This is a genomic window from Mesorhizobium ciceri biovar biserrulae (genome assembly GCF_001618845.1).
GTDB classification, from domain to species: Bacteria; Pseudomonadota; Alphaproteobacteria; order Rhizobiales; family Rhizobiaceae; genus Mesorhizobium; species Mesorhizobium ciceri.
Genome location: NZ_CP015064.1, coordinates 1,835,334 through 1,852,073 on the forward strand (window position 1 = coordinate 1,835,334; position 16,740 = coordinate 1,852,073).

Below are 16,740 nucleotides of genomic sequence, written 5' to 3' on the forward strand. Positions count from 1 at the left end.
TCGAGCCGCCGCCACAGGCTTTGGTCGAATCCAGCACGGCGCATCTTTTCGACGCTTTGGAAACGCGTTACGCTCCCTTCATGGACTTGTTGCGCCACAAGAAGACGGTCGCCAGTCGCGGCTTTCTTGACGATCAGTTCCTGATTGCCATGCCCGGCATGAAGGACGACCGTTTCACGCGCTCGGTCATCTATGTCTGCGCCCATTCCGATGAAGGCGCCATGGGCCTCATCATCAACCAGACGCAGCAGATGCTGTTTCCGGACTTGCTCGTGCAACTGGGCATCATGAACGAGCAGGAGGCAATCCGCTTGCCGGCTCAGGCCCGCGATTTCGTCGTGCGCAATGGCGGCCCCGTGGATCGCAGCCGGGGCTTCGTCCTGCATTCGGGCGACTATCGGGTGGAATCGTCGCTGACCGTTTCCGACGACATCTGCCTGACGGCGACCGTCGACATATTGCGCGCCATATCGTCCGGCCGCGGACCCCGTCATGCGCTGATGGCGCTCGGCTATTCCGGCTGGGGTGCCGGCCAATTGGAGACCGAGATCGCAGAAAATGGCTGGCTTACCTGTCCGGCCAGTGCCGAGCTTCTGTTCGACACCGATATCGAGCGCAAATACGACCGGATTCTCGCCTCGATCGGTATCGACCTTGCGCATCTCAGCCTCGCTGCCGGACACGCCTGATCCGTTTACGCTTGCGTCAGCGGATACTGCTCTTTCAGCGTCTTCAGCACCTGGTCGCCCGGCATTGGCGCGCCGAACATGAAGCTCTGGACATACTCGCAGCCCATCTGGCGCAGTTCCAGCGCGTCGCTCTCGTCCGAAATGCCCTCAGCGACGACGGACAGGCCGAGTTCATGCGCCATGTTGACCATCGATTTCAGCAGCACCGCGCGCTTGGGTGTGTTGTCGTCGACGAAGCTCTTGTCGATCTTGATGGTGTCGAAGGGGAAACGCGTCAGATAGGCCAATGAGGAATAGCCGGTGCCGAAATCGTCCAGCGACAGGCCGATGCCGAGCTGCTTCAGCTTGGTCAGCACATGGGCGGTCTGCTCGGGATTGTCCATGACGAGCGATTCTGTGAGTTCGAGCCGGAAGCAGCGCGGCTTCAGGTTGGCCCGCGCGATGACCGAGCGGACGTCGCTGACCAGGTCGCGGCGGATCAACTGCCGGCTGGACAAATTCACCGAGACCGACAGCGGCGCGTCGCCGATCTGCTTTTGCCAGCTGGCGAGGTCTTCCGCCGCCTGCTGCATGGCAAACAGGCCGAGCTGCACGATCAGTCCGCAGCTTTCGGCGACCGGGATGAAATCCGCCGGCGGGATCATGCCGCGGCGCGGGTGGTCCCAGCGCAGCAGCGCCTCGAAGCCGGCGACACTGCCGTCCTCGAGCCGCACGATCGGCTGGTAGGCAAGCGTGAATTCGCGTCGCTCGATGGCGCGGCGCAGGTCGGATTCGAACTGCAGCCTGTCGGTGCCGACAGTGCGGAAAGCCGGACGGAACGGCTCGATCCTGTCGCCGCCGAAGCGCTTGGCCTGATGCATGGCAAGCTCGGCATCCTTGACCATGTCCTCGGCCGACATCTGTGGCGAATTCCAGGTGATCAATCCGATCGAGGCGGTCAGCACGATCTCGCGCTTGGCAAAGGTGATCGGATTGTTGATGGCATGCTTGATGGCATCCGCCACGGCGGCGATGCGGGCCGGGTCCTGTTCGGACAACAGCATCAGCGCAAACTGGTCGCCGGCAAAGCGCGACAGCGAGTCCTTCGGCTTGAGCAGCCGGTGCAGGCGACGCGCGATGGTCAAGAGGATGGTGTCGCCGGCCGAGATGCCGAGCCCGTCATTGACCTGCTTGAAACGGTCGATGTCGATGACGAAGACGGTCGGGCGCACCTTCTCTTCGGTGCGCGCGATCGAGATGATCGCTTCCAGCCGGTTCATCAAAAGTTCGCGGTTCGGCAGGCCGGTCAGGTTGTCGTGCACGGCATCGTGCAGCAGCCTTTCCTCGGACTTTTTCTGCTCCGTCACGTCGACCATGGTGCCGACGCAGCGGATGACTTCGCCGTCGGATCCGATGACCGGGCGCGCACGCAGCGAGAACCAGTGATAGTGGCCGTCAGCGCCGCGCAGTCGGAAGTTCTGCGACACCCGGCCGCGCCGGTGCTCGAGCACGACGTCGAGCGTCGTGCGGAACGTGTCTCGGTCGTCGGCATGCAGCACCGGCAGCCAGTTACGCGCCGCACCGCCGAGGCTGTTCGGCGCCAGCCCGAGTTGGATGCTGACATCGGGCTTGGTGACGACGCGGTCGCGCAGCACGTCCCAGTCCCACACCGTGTCGCCCGATCCGGCGACAGCAAGCGCCTGCCGCTCCAGATCGGAGAACAGGCCCTGATGCAGCGCGCCGCCGGCAAAGGCATGCTGCATGACAGTGAAGCCGATCAGCAGGATGATCAGGATCAGCCCGCCGCCCAGGGCCGGCTGGGCGATGTCGTTGTCGAGCATGCCGGTGATCGCCATCCACGATCCGCATAGCCACAACAGCACCATGACCCAACTGGGCACCAGCATGATCGCACGATCATAACCACGAATCCCGAGGAAGATGATCAGGCCAAGCCCCGTCAGTGCGGTGGCGGCGAAGGACAGTCTGGCGATGCCGGCGGCGACCGCCGGATCGACGATCGCAACGCCGGCGATCAGCACCAGCCCGAGGATCCAGACCAGTGCGCCATAACTGAAATGGCCGTGCCATCGGTTGAGGTTGAGATAGGCGAACAGGAACACCACGAAGGTTCCCGCCAGCGCCACCTCCGTTCCCGCCCGCCACATCTGCTCATTGCCGGGCGAGATCTCGATGACCTTGTTGAGGAAGCCGAAATCGACGCAGATATAGGCCAGTACCGCCCAGGCAAGCGCGGCGGTCGCGGGGAACATCGAGGTCCCCTTGACCACGAAAAGGATGGTCAGGAACAGCGCCAGCAGGCCCGCAATGCCGATGACGATGCCGCGAAACAGCGTGTAGGAATTGACCGAGTCCTTGTAGGATTCGGGATCCCAGAGGTAGACCTGCGGCAGCTTCGGCGAGGCCAGTTCGGCGATGAAGGTGATCACCGTGCCGGGGTTCAGCGTCACCCGGAAAACGTCGGCGTCGGGACTGGTCTGGCGGTCGAGCGCGAAGCCTTCGCTGGGCGTGATGGCAGCGATGCGGGTCGAGCCCAGATCCGGCCAGAAGATGCCGGAATTCACCAGGCGGAAATGCGGTGCGACGATCAGCCGGTCGAGCTGCTGGTCGGTGGTGTTGGCGAGCGCGAAGACAGCCCAGTCGCCGGTCGAACGGGCATCATTGGCCTCGACCTCGATGCGCCGCACGATGCCGTCCGGACCCGGCGCGGTCGACACCTGGAAATTCTCGCCCTGGTTGCGGTAGATCTCGACGGCGCCGGAAAGGTCGAGCGCGACGTCGTCGCGGGCGATCTTGATCGGCTCGACGGCGAAGGCCGACGATGCCGCCCACAGCGTCAGGAGTGTCGCGAGGACAATGGCGAACAGCGGCCCGTTGCGCAGGAATTTCGTCAAAAATCAGTCCTTCGTTCCAACGCCCGGCGGATCGTCCGCGATCCGGGCGTAGAGGTAGTGGTCCTGCCAGATGCCGTTGATCCTGAGATAGGATCGCAGCAGTCCTTCGCGCCGAAATCCGGCTTTTTCAAGCACGCGGATCGACCTGATATTGTCGGGAATACAGGCCGCTTCGATCCGGTGCAACCTCAGCGTATCGAAGGCGAAGCGGGTCACCACCTTGACCGCGTCGGTCATCAGGCCGCGGCCGCCGAAGCGCTCGCCGATCCAGTAGCCGACATGGCCGCTTTGCGAGACGCCATGGCGTATGTTGCCGAGCGTGATGCCGCCGGCAAGCTTGCCGCTGCTCCTCTCGAAGATAAAGAAGGCGATAGCGGTTCCCTGAGCATAATCCTCGCGGTAGCGGCTGATGCGCAGCCGCCATGCGTTGCGGTCGAGTTCATCGGGAGTCCAGCGTGGCTCCCATGGTTCGAGGAAGGCGCGGCTTTCCCCGCGCACCGCCGCCCACTCGCGATAGTCGTTGGTGAACGGCACGCGCAGCGTGACACGGTCGCCCTTCAGTGCCGGCAGGTCACGGCGAAAGAAAGGGAGCGCGAACATGGCGCTTTGAGGGGCTTAGACGGCGAGCTTGCGGGCCGCGGTCTGCGTGCCCGCGAGCGATTCGAGAATCGCCTCGTAGGGCGCCAGTGTGCCCACAGGCCCGACAGCGGTAAGCGTCGGCTTGGTCGAGAACAAACGCGACGATAGATCGGTCAGCCGCTCGATCGTCAGCGCCGACAGCCGTTCCATCAGTTCCTCCTTGGCGATCGGCCGGCCGAACAGAAGCAGTTGCCGTGCGATCTGCGAAGCGCGGCTGGCCGGGCTTTCGGCTGACATGATCAGTCCGGCGCGATATTGGGCGCGCGCCCGGTCGAGTTCTTCCTGCAGGATCTTCTCGCCGGCCTTCTGCAGTTCGTCGATGATGACAGGCACCAGTTCGGCGATGTCGCTCTGGCCGGTCGCTGCATGGACGCCGAAGACGCCGGTGTCGGAAAAGCCCCAATGGAAGGCATAGACCGAGTAACACAGGCCGCGCTTCTCGCGGACCTCCTGGAACAGGCGCGACGACATGCCGCCGCCGAGGATCATCGACAGCACCTGCGAGGCGTAGAAGTCGCGCACATGATAGGCCCGGCCTTCGAACCCCAGCACGATCTGCGCGTCCATCAGGTCGCGGTCCTCGCGAAAATCGCCGCCGACATATTGCGCATATTGCGGGATGGTGCTGTCGGCCTTGCTGCGGAAGCCGCCGAGCTGCTTTTCGACCTCGCGCACGAAATTGTCATGCTTGATGTCGCCGGCGGCGACAATCACCATGCGCTCGGCGCCATATTGCCGCTCTATGAAGTCGTGAAGTTGTTTCGAGGTGAAGGATTTGACCGTTTCGGGCGTGCCGAGAATGGAGCGCCCAATCGTCTGATGGCGATAGGCGGTTTCCGTGAAACGGTCGAAGACGATGTCGTCGGGCGTGTCGTGCGCGGCGCCGATCTCCTGCAGGATCACATGCTGTTCGCGTTCGAGTTCCTGCGGGTCGAATTCGGACTCCTGCAGGATGTCGGCAAGAATGTCGACGGCCAGCGGCACGTCGTCGGAGAGCACCCTGGCATAGTAGGAGGTGGTCTCGACGCTGGTGGCGGCGTTGATTTCGCCGCCGACGTCCTCGATCTCCGAGGCGATTTCGAAGGCGCTCCGCCTTTTCGTGCCCTTGAACGCCATGTGCTCGAGCAGATGGGCCATGCCATGCTCGTCGTCACGTTCATTGCGGGCACCCGACTTGACCCAGGCACCAAGGGCAACCGATTCGATGCTTTGAAGGGTTTCGGTGGCGACTGTCAGGCCGTTCGACAGACGGCTTACCTCAACACCCATATGGCTACTACTCCCTAACGCGCCGCCCGCGCGCGGCGGCCGACGTAATCTTCCACCATTTTCAGGTCGGATGGAAGTACCGTGTATTTTTCCTCCGATGTCATCAACCCACCTAGCCACGCGGGCAGTGCGGGCGACACGCCGCTGGCGGCTTCGACGGCGGCCGGGAATTTTGCCGGGTGTGCTGTACCCAGCACCACCATCGGCACGGCGCCTGACGCCTTGCCTGCGGCGACATGCACGGCTGCCGCAGTGTGCGGATCGAGCAGATAGTTGCTGGTCGCGAGCGTCGAGCGGATGGTGGCGGCGACCTCGTCCATATCAGCGCGGCCGGCGTCGAATTCGGACCGCATCCCGGCGATTTGGTGGGGTTCGATGGTGAAAGCACCGGACTGCTTCAGGCCGTCCATGTAGCGCCGCACGGTCGCGGCGTCACGGCCGGAGGCCTCGAACAGCAAGCGTTCGAAATTCGACGACACCTGGATATCCATCGACGGCGACGTGGTCGCAAAGACGCCCTTGGTGCGGTATTCGCCGGTCGAAAAAGTGCGCGCCAGGATGTCGTTGTCATTGGTGGCAATGACCAGCCGATCGATCGGCAAGCCCATCTTCTTGGCGGCATAGCCGGCAAAGATATCGCCGAAATTGCCGGTCGGCACGGTGAAGGAAACCTGCCTGTCCGGCGCGCCGAGCGACAGCGCCGAGGAGAAATAATAGACGATCTGGGCCATGATGCGGGCCCAATTGATCGAATTGACGCCCGAAAGCGCCACCCGGTCGCGAAAGCCGTGATCGTTGAACATGCCCTTGAGCAGGCCCTGGCAATCGTCGAAATTGCCTTCGATCGCCAGCGCATGGACATTTGCAGCCGTCGACGTCGTCATTTGCCGCTGCTGCACCGGCGAGACGCGGCCATGCGGGAAAAGGATGAAGATGTCGGTCCGGCTGCGACCGGCAAAGGCATCGATGGCCGCCCCGCCGGTATCGCCCGAGGTGGCGCCGACGATGGTGGCGTGCTGGTCGCGTTCGGCAAGCACATGGTCCATCAGCCGGGCCAGAAGCTGCATCGCCACGTCCTTGAAGGCGAGCGTCGGCCCGTGGAAGAGTTCCAGGACGAAGGTGTTGGGGCCGGTCTGCACCAGCGGGCAGACGGCCTCGTGGCGGAAGGTGGCATAGGCTTCGCGGACCAGCCGCTCGAAGACGGGCGCCGGGATTTCGCCGCCAAGGAACGGCGACAGCACGCGGATGGCAAGGTCGGGATAGGCAAGGTCGCGCATGGCGCGGATCTCGGCGGCGGAAAACTGTGGCCACTCGCGCGGCACGTAGAGCCCGCCGTCGCGCGCCAGCCCAGCCAGCACGGCGTCGGAAAATCCAAGAACGGGGGCTTCCCCGCGGGTACTCACATAGTGCATGTCACAATTCCGTTACTGCCTGGCTTTTTCCGTCCACCGCAAGGTGGTTAATTCTGCGCTGGCTCAGTCGCATTTTTGCCGCGCGGTTGATATACGTCACCAGCTTTGCGAGAGGGAAGTGCAGTTTCATGGCGTTTCGTACATTCAGTGGTCGCTTTTTGGCGGGTCTTGCGCTCACCGGCTTTATGCTTGCCGCCGCCGGCTGCCAATCGGGCGACAATGGCATCCTGAACCTCGGCATCGGCAAGAAGGAGGACCCGACGGCGCCACCGCCGCCGCAGGATCCGAAGATCCTGGCCAGCCAGTTGCAGGCCTATTGTCCCAGGGTGACGGTGCGGGACGGCACGGCCTTCTTCAACACCTATTCCAGGGAAGCTCAGAAGCCCAAGCCCAGGATCAAGAAGACCGGCGATGCCGCGCAGGATGCCGCGGCCCAGGCCGAGGCTGACGCCGCTGCTGCAACGCCGCCCGACGAATCGGCCAACATCATCTACCAGGCGTCGGTCAGCGACGTGACACGCGACTGCAGCCGTGCCAACGGCCAGTTGACGATGAAGATTGCGGTCGCCGGCAAGATTGTCCCCGGACCGAAGTTTTCTCCAGGCACGATCACCATGCCGATCCGAACGGCGGTGATGCACGGCACCGAGGTCCTCTATTCGCAGCTCCACCAGTATCAGGTCCAGGTCACCGATCCTTCGGTTGCCACGCAGTTCGTCTTCACCGATTCCAATGTCGTCGTGCCCGAGCCGACGGCCCAGGATTATCAGGCCTTTGCCGGCTATGACGAAACCGCGCATCAGGCAACGGCCGACAAGTCGAAGAAGACCCGCCGCAAGAGGGCTGCCGCGACGAACTAGGTCTCGGCAGTTGCATGAGGCGTGCGTCGCGGCGCACGCTTCTCAGGCGTCCGACCACTCCGACAGCGCGGCGATCACGCTTTTCAGCTCTGCCCAGCGGCGGATCACCGTTTCGGCGCCGGCCTCGGTGAGCGCGTCGGCATGGCCGGGATAACTGTGTCCCGCGCCGGTGAAGCCGATCACCCGCATGCCCGCCGCCCTTGCGCCGTGGACGCCGTGCACGGAATCCTCGATAACGAAAGTGTTCGCCGGGTTGGCGCTGAGTTTCTCCGCCGCGAACAGGAACACGTCCGGCGCCGGTTTCGTTTTCCCGGTCGGTGTTTCCATCGCCGAAAAAATCCGGTCGGCGAAAAACGGCAGAAGATGCACCTTCTCCAGCATGAATTCGATCCTCTCGGAGCGTGAATTCGAGCAGACACAGCGCGGCACGGTTACCGCGGCAACGGCCTCGCGCGCGCCATCGATGGCGCGGACGTCGCTGCGCAGTTTGCGGTCGACCAATTGTTCCTCCCTGTCGATCAGAGAGGCCTGGAAGGGGATGCGGGACTTTTCCTCGACCCGCAGCATGATGTCCTTGAAGGTCAGGCCGGCATAGCTCTCCGAAATCTCCTCAGCCGATATCTCGTATCCTGCCAAGGTCAAAAGCTCGGCGTCGACGCGGGCGGCGATGATCTCGGAATCGACGAGCACGCCGTCGCAATCGAAGATGACAAGGTCTGGCTGGGGCATGGTGATCCGGACAATGGGAGGGCGAAGTGCCTCGGAAGGCTCAGGCGGCGCGGCATACACCAACAGGGCCGCCTTCGCAAATCCGCCACACCCGTCCTCGGCCTTCACGGAATATTTACGCTGATCGGTAACCATAACCAGGAGTAAACAGTAACGCGTGCCTTGGGTGTCAGAATGTCTGCCGTGCGTCTTCTCGACGAGCTTTCCCACGCTCCCCAGCAATCCGAATGGCTGGACACGATCCTCAAGGGCGACTGCGTTGCCGCGCTAGACCGGCTGCCCGAAAAATCGATCGACGTCATCTTCGCCGATCCGCCCTACAATCTGCAGCTCGACGGCGACCTGCACCGCCCTGATCAGTCGAAGGTCGACGCCGTTGACGACGATTGGGACCAGTTCGAGAGTTTCGAAGCCTATGATGCTTTCACGCGTGCCTGGCTGCTGGCGGCGCGCCGGGTGCTGAAGCCCAACGGCACCATCTGGGTCATCGGCTCCTATCACAACATCTTCCGTGTCGGCGCCAAGATGCAGGATCTCGGCTTCTGGATCCTCAACGACGTCGTCTGGCGCAAGACCAACCCGATGCCGAATTTCCGCGGCCGCCGTTTCCAGAACGCGCATGAGACGATGATCTGGGCCACGCGCGACCAGAAGGGCAAGGGCTATACCTTCAACTACGAAGCCATGAAGGCGTCCAACGACGATATCCAGATGCGCTCCGACTGGCTGTTTCCGATCTGCACCGGCGGCGAGCGGCTGAAGAACGACAATGGCGACAAGCTGCACCCGACGCAGAAGCCGGAAGCGCTGCTTGCCCGCATCATGATGGCCTCGACCAAACCGGGCGACATCGTGCTCGATCCGTTCTTCGGCTCCGGCACCACGGGCGCGGTGGCCAAGCGCCTCGGCCGCCATTTCGTCGGCATCGAGCGCGAGCAGGCCTACATCGACGCCGCCAACGAGCGCATCGATGCGGTGCGACCGCTGGATGGCGCCGATCTCACCGTGCTCACCGGCAAGCGTGCCGAGCCGCGCGTTGCCTTCGTCAGCCTGATCGACAACGGGCTGATGATGCCGGGTGCGACGCTCTACGACGCCAAGAAGCGCTGGTCGGCCAAGGTGCGCGCCGACGGTACGGTGGCGATCGGCGACAGCGCCGGTTCGATCCACAAGATCGGCGCCGAGGTGCAGGGGCTGGACGCCTGCAACGGCTGGACCTTCTGGCATTATGAGCGCAGCGGTGGCCTGACCCCGATCGACGAGCTTCGCCGCATCGCGCGGCTCGGCATGGAGCGGGCAGGGGCCTGAGGCCCTGCCAATTGCTTCGAATGCCGTTGATTCAAAGGCTCAACGGATCGCGCGAAGCGATTCAAATCAGGCCTTGATTCCGAGACGTTCAAGGTCTGCTTGAAGCGTCCTTGCGTCGGTGAACAGCACCGATTGCCAGCCTGCCGCCTTGGCGCCGTCGACATTCTTCTGGCTGTCATCGATGAACAGCGTCGCGGCCGGTTCGAGGCCGAATGCGGCGACGTGGTGATCGTAGATGGCTCGGTCGGGCTTGATCTGGCGAATATCGGCCGACACCGTCACGCCGCGCGGACGATTGAGGAAATCGAAGCGCTCGCGGGCCTCGGCCAGCGTGTCGCTGGCGAAATTGGTCAGCATGGTCACGTCGTGGCCGCTCTCGATCAGACCGACCATGATGGCGACGCTGTCCTCATAGGCATGCGGCACCATCTCGTGCCAGTGGCGGCGGAAACCGCGGATGTTTTCCGCGTGATCGGGATGGTCCGCGATCAGCAGCGCCTCGGCCTCTTCCCAGGTCCGGCCGCGATCCTGCTCGATGTTCCAATCATGCGTGCAGACATTGTCGAAAAACCACTTTCTCTCTTCGGCATCCGGAATGAGGCGGCTGAACGGAATGTTGGGATCGTAGTGGATCAGCACGCGGCCGATGTCGAAAACGATGTGGCGTATTTCAGTCATGGGGCCTCTTTGCACTGTGTGGCGACGGCTTTTTCGTCGCGCCGGGTATCGCAGCCTCGATTGCCTTTTTCATGACAGTCGGCAGCGCCTCGCCGGAAATCTCGTGAGCGAGCGACCAGAAATGCCCGTCTGGCGCATCACCTTTGATGTGAGCGTGAAAGACTTCGAGTTCGAGAGCGAAATGCGTGAAGACATGCGCAATGCGGCCCGCATGCCGCCAGTCGGCGGGAAACGGCGCGGCCGCTTGCGTGGTTGCCCCATCGATCCGCGCGGTCCAGCCTGTCGTCGGCACCTCGGTCATGCCGCCGAGCAAGCCCTTCTCGGCCCGTTTGCGCAGAAGGATGGCGCCGTCGGCCCGTACGGCGACAAAGGCCGCGCCGTGCCGCTGCGGCTTGTCGGCCTTGGGCAGGCGCACCGGGAAGTGCTCGGGATCGCCTGAAACGACCGCGTCGCAGTCTTCGCGCAGCGGGCACAGCATGCAGCGTGGCCGGCGTGGCGTGCAGATGGTGGCGCCGAGATCCATCATCGCCTGGGCGAAGTCGCCAGGCCTTATCCCGGACACCATGCGCTCGACATGGGCGCGGATCTCGGGCTTGGCTTCGCTCAACGGCGTTGTGATCGAAAACAGCCGGGAGATGACACGTTCGACATTGCCGTCGACAACCGCGGCGGGGCGATCGAAGGCAATCGCCGTGATGGCCGCCGACGTATAGGCGCCGATGCCGGGCAGCTCTCTCAAACCCGTCTCCGTGTCGGGAAACCGGCCGCCACGCTCGGCCACAAGATCGGCACAAGCCTTGAGATTGCGGGCGCGGGAGTAGTAACCGAGCCCCGCCCACGCCTTCATCACGTCCTCGGTCGGCGCCGCGGCCAGCGCCTCGACATCGGGCCATTTCTCGACGAATACCCGGAAATAGGCCTTCACTGCTTCGACGGTGGTCTGCTGCAGCATGACCTCGGAGAGCCAGATGCGGTAGGGATCAGGCCGCACGCCGCGTGCATGCTCACGGGGCGTGATGCGCCACGGCAATTCACGGTGATGCACATCATACCAGCCGAGCAGGCGGGATGCGATATCGTCGCTGACACCGGATGCAGCTGTGCTGCTATCTCCAGATGCAGCTATGCTGCTATCTCCGGATGTGGCTTTGCCACTATCCCAGGATGCGGTCTTGCGGGTCTGGTCTGCTGGTGCCATTGATCTTGTATTGGCCTGGCCGGTATCTGCTGGGGTCGTGGCTGGAGGACGTACATGGCAGGGAGAACGCCCTACGGCAATCCCGTCCCGGTCAGCGATCTCGCGACCAGGATCCTCGATCCGGTGCTGCGCAAGCGGGCCGGCATTTCGATCGGCCTCGTCCAGTCATGGGACGAGATCGCTGGCCCGCGGCTGGCCAGCCATTCGCGTCCCGAAAAAATCCAGTGGCCGCGCCGTATGCATGAGGACGATCCGTTCGAGCCGGCCGTGCTGGTCATTGCCTGCGAAGGCATGGCGGCACTTCATCTGCAGCACGAGACGGGCGAGATCATCAACCGGGTCAACGCCTTCCTCGGTTTCACCGCCATCAACCGCATCCGGATCCTGCAGAAGCCGGTGACAGCCGACAAAGGAAAGCGCAGACCGGCCCTGAGACCGCTGACCGCGGCTGAGAAGACGAAATTGTCGGGGACTGTCGGCCTGGTCGATAATGAAGGACTGCGCGCCTCGCTGGAGAAACTTGGCGCGACCATTATTGGGGAGAGAAAATCATAGGCGTCTTGAAGAAAGTCATGGATTCGTCGTCTATATCTCGCATTCGTGATCGCCCTTGTCAGGTTTCGCGATTGGATTGGGGATCGAGATGCCTTAATTCGCGCCAACTCTCGCCTTTTCGTGTCTTTGCATTGCAAAATCCAACCCTTGTCAGGTGATTCGTATGAACCGTCCCCCGTTTGGCCAAAGCTTGTCTCGCAGAAACGTCCTGTCTTCGCTGGCCGCCATTCCGGCGGTGGCCCTGCTCGCGGCCTGCAGCGACTCTGGCGAGGAGGCGAAGGCTGCGAATGTGAAGCCCGCTGAGCCGGCCGCTCCCGCAAAGCCGGCCACGCCGGCCGCCGCCACCGCGCCGGAAGCCCAGGGCACCGTGGACATGACGGAACTGATGAAGCCGGGCGCGCTGCCCGACAAGCAGCTTGGCAAGGACGACGCCAAGGTCACCATCGTCGAATACGCCTCGATGACCTGCCCGCATTGCGCGCATTTCGCCGAGACCACCTTTCCGGACCTGAAGACCAAGTACATCGACACCGGCAAGGTTCGCTACATCCTGCGCGAATTCCCGTTCGACCCGAGCGCCGAAGCCGGTTTTATGCTGGCGCGCTGCGCCAAGGATAACTATTACCCCATGGTCGACGTCCTGTTCCGGCAGCAGGCGAACTGGGTTGGCGTCCAGAATACCAAGGATGCGCTGCTGCAAATCTCGAAGCTCGCCGGTTTTACACAGGAGTCCTTCGAGACCTGCTTGACGGACCAGAAACTTCTGGACGATGTGAGATCGGTCCAGAAGCGCGGCGCCAATGAATTCAAGGTCGACTCGACACCGACCTTCTTCATCAACGGTAAGACCTACAAGGGGGCGATGTCGATTGAGGAAATGTCGGCCATCATCGACCCTCTGCTCTGACGTCCAGTCAGCCCTGAGGCGGCGGCGCTTCGGCGTGCGCGGCTTCTCGTCGTGCCGCGACTTCCTTTCGCAAAACCACCGAAATCCGCTTAGCGGGCGGCGCGAATGAAGTTTTCGCGCCTTCGCCTCCTCGGTTTCAAGTCCTTCGTCGAGCCCGGCGAGTTCGTCATCGAACGCGGCCTGACCGGCATTGTCGGACCGAATGGCTGCGGCAAGTCGAACCTTGTCGAGGCGCTGCGCTGGGTGATGGGCGAAAGCTCCTACAAGAACATGCGCGCGTCCGGCATGGACGACGTCATCTTTTCCGGCTCGGGCACTCGGCCCGCCCGCAACACCGCCGAAGTCACGCTTTTCCTCGACAACAGCGACCGCTCGGCGCCTGCTGCCTTCAACGATGCCGACGAACTGCAGGTGTCGCGCCGCATCGAGCGCGAGGCCGGCTCGCTTTACCGTATCAACGGCAAGGAGGCCCGCGCCAAGGACGTGCAGCTTCTGTTCGCCGACCAGTCGACCGGTGCGCGTTCGCCGTCGATGGTCGGCCAGGGCCGCATCGGCGAACTGATCCAGGCCAAGCCCCAGGCACGCCGCGCCCTGCTCGAAGAGGCGGCAGGCATTTCCGGCCTGCACACCCGCCGCCACGAGGCAGAACTGCGGCTGAAGGCGGCCGAGCAGAACCTGGAACGGCTGGACGACGTCGTCGGCGAGCTGGAAAGCCAGATCGAAAGCCTGAAGCGCCAGGCGCGCCAGGCCTCCCGCTTCAAGAACCTGTCGGCCGATATCCGCAAGGCCGAAGCAACGCTGTTGCATCTGCGCTGGACGCTGGCCAAGACCCAGGAAGGCGAGGCGCGATCGGCGCTGGCGGTTGCCACGGCACTGGTCGGCGACCGCGCCGCGGCCCAGATGGCCGCCGCCAGGGAGCAAGGCATAGGCGCCCATCGGCTGCCGGACCTGCGCGACGCGGAAGCCGCCGCCGCCGCTGCCTTCCAGCGCCTCTCGATCGCCAAGTCGCAGATCGAAGAGGAAGCCGGCCGCATCCGCGCCCGTCAGAGCGAACTCGAGCGCCGGCTGCAGCAGCTCGACGGCGATATCGCGCGTGAGGAGCGCATGGTCCGCGACAATGCGGACATTCTCGAGCGCCTGCGCGCCGAAGAGGCGGCACTCAATTCGGAAAATGCTGGTGCCGCCGAGCGCGAGGCCACCACCCGCGCGGCTTTCGAACAAGCGGCATCTACGCTTTCACAAAGCGAAGCCAAACTCGCCGCGCTGACTGCCGAGCGGGCCGAGGCTGCCGCCTCGCGCAACCAGATCGAACGGACGCTGCGCGATACCGCCGAGCGCCGCGACCGCTTCGCGCGTCAGCTTGCCGATGTCGACCGGGAATTGTCGGAGATACTCTCCAAGGTCGCTGGCCTGCCCGATCCGGCCGAGAAGCGGGTGCTGGTCGAACAGGCCATGGCGCTGCTGGAGGAGGCCGAGGCTGCCGTGTCCGAGGCCGAGCAGTCGGTCATCGATGCCCGCGCTGCCGAAAGCGCTGCCCGGCCACCGCTTCAGGATGCCAGGGCCGAGCTGGCAAGGATCGAAACCGAAGCGCGCACGCTGGCAAAAATCCTCAATGCCGCCAGCGGCGATCTCTTCCCGGCCGTGCTGGAGCAGATCAGCGTCGATCGCGGTTTCGAAACGGCGCTGGGTGCAGCCCTTGGCGAAGACCTCGACGTGCCGCTCGACCGCAGCGCGCCGGTGCATTGGGGCGAAGGCGCGATCCAACCCGGCGACGCGGCTCTGCCGGAAGGCGTGAAGAGCCTGGCCAGCGTGGTCCACGCGCCGGCACAGCTCGCCCGCCGCCTGGCGCAGATCGGTATCGTCGATGCCGCCAGCGACGGCCGCCGGTTGCAGCCGCTGCTTGCTCCCGGCCAGCGGCTGGTCAGCCGCGAGGGCGCGCTATGGCGCTGGGACGGCTTTACCGCCAGCGCCGATGCGCCGACCGCCGCGGCGCAACGGCTGGCGCAGAAGAACCGGCTGGCTGAGCTCGATGCCGAGGCGATACAGGCGATGCTCGTCCTGCGCCAGGCCGAGGAGGCACTGGGAGAGGCCGAACAGGCGCTCCGCCTGGCAAGCGAGGCCGAGCGCAACACGCGCCAGGCCGGGCGTGACGCACAGCATCGGCTGGACGCCGCCCGCAATGCGCTGGCCGAGGCCGAGAGGGCCGGCGGCGAATTGCAGAGCCGGCGCGCAGCACTCGATGAAGCGCGCGCCCGCATCGTCGACAGCCATGAGGAGATTTCGGCCGCCTTCGCCGAGGCGGAAATGCTGCTGCAGGACGCGCCCGATCTTGGCGATCTGCAATTGCAGCTCGAACAGTCCTCGGCCAATGTCGCGCGCGACCGCGCCGCGCTTGCCGATGCGCGTGCGGTGCATGAGGGGCTGCGCCGCGAAGCCGAGGCGCGCGCGCGCCGGCTCGATGCCATTGGCGCCGAGCGCAGCAATTGGCTGGAGCGGGCCGAAAACGCCTCGACGCAGATCGCCTCGCTTGGCGAACGCAAGGCCGAGGCCGAGGCCGAACGCGAGCGGCTGGCGGATGCGCCCGATGAAATCGACGCCAAGCGGCGCGCGCTGCTGTCGCAACTCACCGAGGCCGAAACCTTGCGCAAGGCGGCGGCCGACCGTCTGCAGGAAGCGGAGAACCGGCAATCTGAACTGGACAAGGCCGCCACCGGCGCCATCCAGTTCCTGGCCGAGGCGCGCGAGACCCGCGTTCGAGCCGAAGAGCGGCTGACCGCGGCCGACGAACGCCGGCTGGAGGTCGAGGCGCGCATCCAGGAAACGCTGAACACACCGCCGCATCTGGTTATTCGCCATACCGGTCTGGAGGCTGACAGCCCGATGCCTGAGATGCCCGAGATCGAGCGTCAGCTGGACCGGCTGAAGATCGAGCGCGAACGGCTGGGCGCCGTCAATCTGCGCGCAGAGGAAGAGCAGAAGGAGCTTTCCGACCGGCTGGAGGCGATCGTGTCGGAGCGCGAGGACATCATCGAGGCGATCCGCAAGCTCAGGCAGGCGATCCAGAGCCTCAACCGCGAAGGCCGCGAGCGGCTGCTTGCCGCCTTCGATGTCGTCAACGGCCATTTCCAGCGGCTGTTCTCGCATCTGTTCGGCGGCGGCACGGCGGAATTGCAGCTGATCGAATCCGACGATCCGCTCGAGGCCGGCCTCGAAATCCTCGCCCGCCCGCCCGGCAAGAAGCCGCAGACCATGACGCTGCTGTCGGGCGGCGAGCAGGCGTTGACGGCGATGTCGCTGATCTTCGCGGTGTTCCTGACCAATCCGGCGCCGATCTGCGTGCTCGACGAGGTCGACGCCCCGCTCGACGATCACAATGTCGAGCGCTTCTGCAACCTGATGGACGAAATGGCCGCCACCACCGAGACGCGCTTCGTCATCATCACCCACAATCCCATCACCATGGCGCGCATGAACCGGCTGTTCGGCGTCACCATGGCCGAACAGGGCGTCAGCCAATTGGTGTCGGTCGACCTGCAGGCGGCCGAGGCCATGCGCGAGGCAAGCTGACCCAGGTCGCGCTGGCTGGAATGGGCCGCACCGGA

General features: G+C 64.2%; 14 protein-coding genes. 6 read left to right on the forward strand and 8 right to left on the reverse strand.

Translation table 11 applies throughout. The annotated features are described in order from the left end of the window. Positions 1-80: 80 nt before the first annotated feature. Entirely contained in the window at positions 81-689 is a 609-nt protein-coding gene (locus A4R29_RS08195) for a YqgE/AlgH family protein (protein ID WP_013532765.1), read from the forward strand. 5 nt (positions 690-694) lie between these two features. On the opposite strand, the gene A4R29_RS08200 is transcribed toward A4R29_RS08195, so the two are convergent. Genes A4R29_RS08200 through A4R29_RS35360 form a run of 5 tightly spaced genes read right to left on the reverse strand, consistent with a single transcriptional unit; the run spans position 695 to position 7,033 of the window. Then, the gene (locus tag A4R29_RS08200; RefSeq protein ID WP_013532764.1) at positions 695-3,583 is read right to left on the reverse strand and encodes an EAL domain-containing protein; all 2,889 of its coding nucleotides are present in this window, start codon (positions 3,581-3,583) and stop codon (positions 695-697) included. A gap of 3 nt (positions 3,584-3,586) precedes the next feature. Beyond that, positions 3,587-4,183, reverse strand: a complete 597-nt coding sequence (locus A4R29_RS08205; protein ID WP_013532763.1) for a GNAT family N-acetyltransferase — start codon at positions 4,181-4,183, stop codon at positions 3,587-3,589. A gap of 15 nt (positions 4,184-4,198) precedes the next feature. Continuing rightward, entirely contained in the window at positions 4,199-5,491 is a 1,293-nt protein-coding gene (locus tag A4R29_RS08210) for a M16 family metallopeptidase (RefSeq protein WP_013532762.1), read from the reverse strand. Between the two features lie 14 nt (positions 5,492-5,505). Continuing rightward, complete coding sequence (gene thrC / locus A4R29_RS08215) at positions 5,506-6,903, reverse strand: threonine synthase (RefSeq protein ID WP_063171664.1); 1,398 nt, start codon at positions 6,901-6,903, stop codon at positions 5,506-5,508. Between the two features lies 1 nt (position 6,904). Continuing rightward, the gene (locus A4R29_RS35360) at positions 6,905-7,033 is read right to left on the reverse strand and encodes a hypothetical protein (RefSeq protein ID WP_255337193.1); all 129 of its coding nucleotides are present in this window, start codon (positions 7,031-7,033) and stop codon (positions 6,905-6,907) included. Between A4R29_RS35360 and A4R29_RS08220 the strand changes: the two genes are divergently transcribed. Continuing rightward, a complete protein-coding gene (locus A4R29_RS08220) occupies positions 7,032-7,763 on the forward strand; it encodes a hypothetical protein (protein ID WP_063171665.1) in 732 nt (243 codons plus the stop codon). The genes A4R29_RS35360 and A4R29_RS08220 overlap by 2 nt on opposite strands. 42 nt (positions 7,764-7,805) lie before the next feature. Here A4R29_RS08220 and A4R29_RS08225 read toward each other — a convergent pair whose 3' ends face one another. Next, on the reverse strand, positions 7,806-8,492 hold the full coding sequence (locus A4R29_RS08225; RefSeq protein WP_063171666.1) for an HAD family hydrolase: 687 nt from the start codon (positions 8,490-8,492) through the stop codon (positions 7,806-7,808). A gap of 174 nt (positions 8,493-8,666) precedes the next feature. Here A4R29_RS08225 and A4R29_RS08230 point away from each other — a divergent pair, with 174 nt between their 5' ends. Next, positions 8,667-9,800, forward strand: coding sequence for a site-specific DNA-methyltransferase (locus A4R29_RS08230; RefSeq protein WP_027035923.1), 1,134 nt, complete (start codon positions 8,667-8,669; stop codon positions 9,798-9,800). A gap of 66 nt (positions 9,801-9,866) precedes the next feature. On the opposite strand, the gene A4R29_RS08235 is transcribed toward A4R29_RS08230, so the two are convergent. Together A4R29_RS08235 and mutY are read right to left on the reverse strand one after the other, a co-directional pair. Further along, positions 9,867-10,478, reverse strand: a complete 612-nt coding sequence (locus A4R29_RS08235; RefSeq protein WP_013532757.1) for an HAD family hydrolase — start codon at positions 10,476-10,478, stop codon at positions 9,867-9,869. After that, a complete protein-coding gene (mutY, locus tag A4R29_RS08240) occupies positions 10,471-11,676 on the reverse strand; it encodes an A/G-specific adenine glycosylase (protein ID WP_063171667.1) in 1,206 nt (401 codons plus the stop codon). The genes A4R29_RS08235 and mutY overlap by 8 nt, the downstream gene beginning before the upstream one ends. 54 nt (positions 11,677-11,730) lie before the next feature. Between mutY and A4R29_RS08245 the strand changes: the two genes are divergently transcribed. From A4R29_RS08245 to smc, 3 genes are all read left to right on the forward strand, one after another. Further along, complete coding sequence (locus A4R29_RS08245) at positions 11,731-12,231, forward strand: DUF721 domain-containing protein (protein ID WP_013532755.1); 501 nt, start codon at positions 11,731-11,733, stop codon at positions 12,229-12,231. Between the two features lie 163 nt (positions 12,232-12,394). Further along, positions 12,395-13,138, forward strand: a complete 744-nt coding sequence (locus A4R29_RS08250; protein WP_063171668.1) for a DsbA family protein — start codon at positions 12,395-12,397, stop codon at positions 13,136-13,138. A 105-nt stretch (positions 13,139-13,243) separates the two neighbouring features. Beyond that, a complete protein-coding gene (gene smc / locus A4R29_RS08255; RefSeq protein WP_063171669.1) occupies positions 13,244-16,705 on the forward strand; it encodes a chromosome segregation protein SMC in 3,462 nt (1,153 codons plus the stop codon). Positions 16,706-16,740: the final 35 nt, after the last annotated feature.

Bases quoted from the DNA above. Each gene is read 5' to 3' on its own strand.
- smc (WP_063171669.1), top strand. From the start codon at position 13,244: ATGAAGTTTTCGCGCCTTCGCCTCCTCGGTTTCAAGTCCTTCGTCGAG.
- A4R29_RS35360 (WP_255337193.1), bottom strand. From the start codon at position 7,033: ATGAAACTGCACTTCCCTCTCGCAAAGCTGGTGACGTATATCAACCGC.
- A4R29_RS08230 (WP_027035923.1), top strand. From the start codon at position 8,667: ATGTCTGCCGTGCGTCTTCTCGACGAGCTTTCCCACGCTCCCCAGCAA.
- mutY (WP_063171667.1), bottom strand. From the start codon at position 11,676: ATGGCACCAGCAGACCAGACCCGCAAGACCGCATCCTGGGATAGTGGC.
- A4R29_RS08250 (WP_063171668.1), top strand. From the start codon at position 12,395: ATGAACCGTCCCCCGTTTGGCCAAAGCTTGTCTCGCAGAAACGTCCTG.
- thrC (WP_063171664.1), bottom strand. From the start codon at position 6,903: ATGCACTATGTGAGTACCCGCGGGGAAGCCCCCGTTCTTGGATTTTCC.
- A4R29_RS08245 (WP_013532755.1), top strand. From the start codon at position 11,731: ATGGCAGGGAGAACGCCCTACGGCAATCCCGTCCCGGTCAGCGATCTC.
- A4R29_RS08195 (WP_013532765.1), top strand. From the start codon at position 81: ATGGACTTGTTGCGCCACAAGAAGACGGTCGCCAGTCGCGGCTTTCTT.
- A4R29_RS08220 (WP_063171665.1), top strand. From the start codon at position 7,032: ATGGCGTTTCGTACATTCAGTGGTCGCTTTTTGGCGGGTCTTGCGCTC.
- A4R29_RS08225 (WP_063171666.1), bottom strand. From the start codon at position 8,492: ATGCCCCAGCCAGACCTTGTCATCTTCGATTGCGACGGCGTGCTCGTC.
- A4R29_RS08210 (WP_013532762.1), bottom strand. From the start codon at position 5,491: ATGGGTGTTGAGGTAAGCCGTCTGTCGAACGGCCTGACAGTCGCCACC.
- A4R29_RS08235 (WP_013532757.1), bottom strand. From the start codon at position 10,478: ATGACTGAAATACGCCACATCGTTTTCGACATCGGCCGCGTGCTGATC.
- A4R29_RS08205 (WP_013532763.1), bottom strand. From the start codon at position 4,183: ATGTTCGCGCTCCCTTTCTTTCGCCGTGACCTGCCGGCACTGAAGGGC.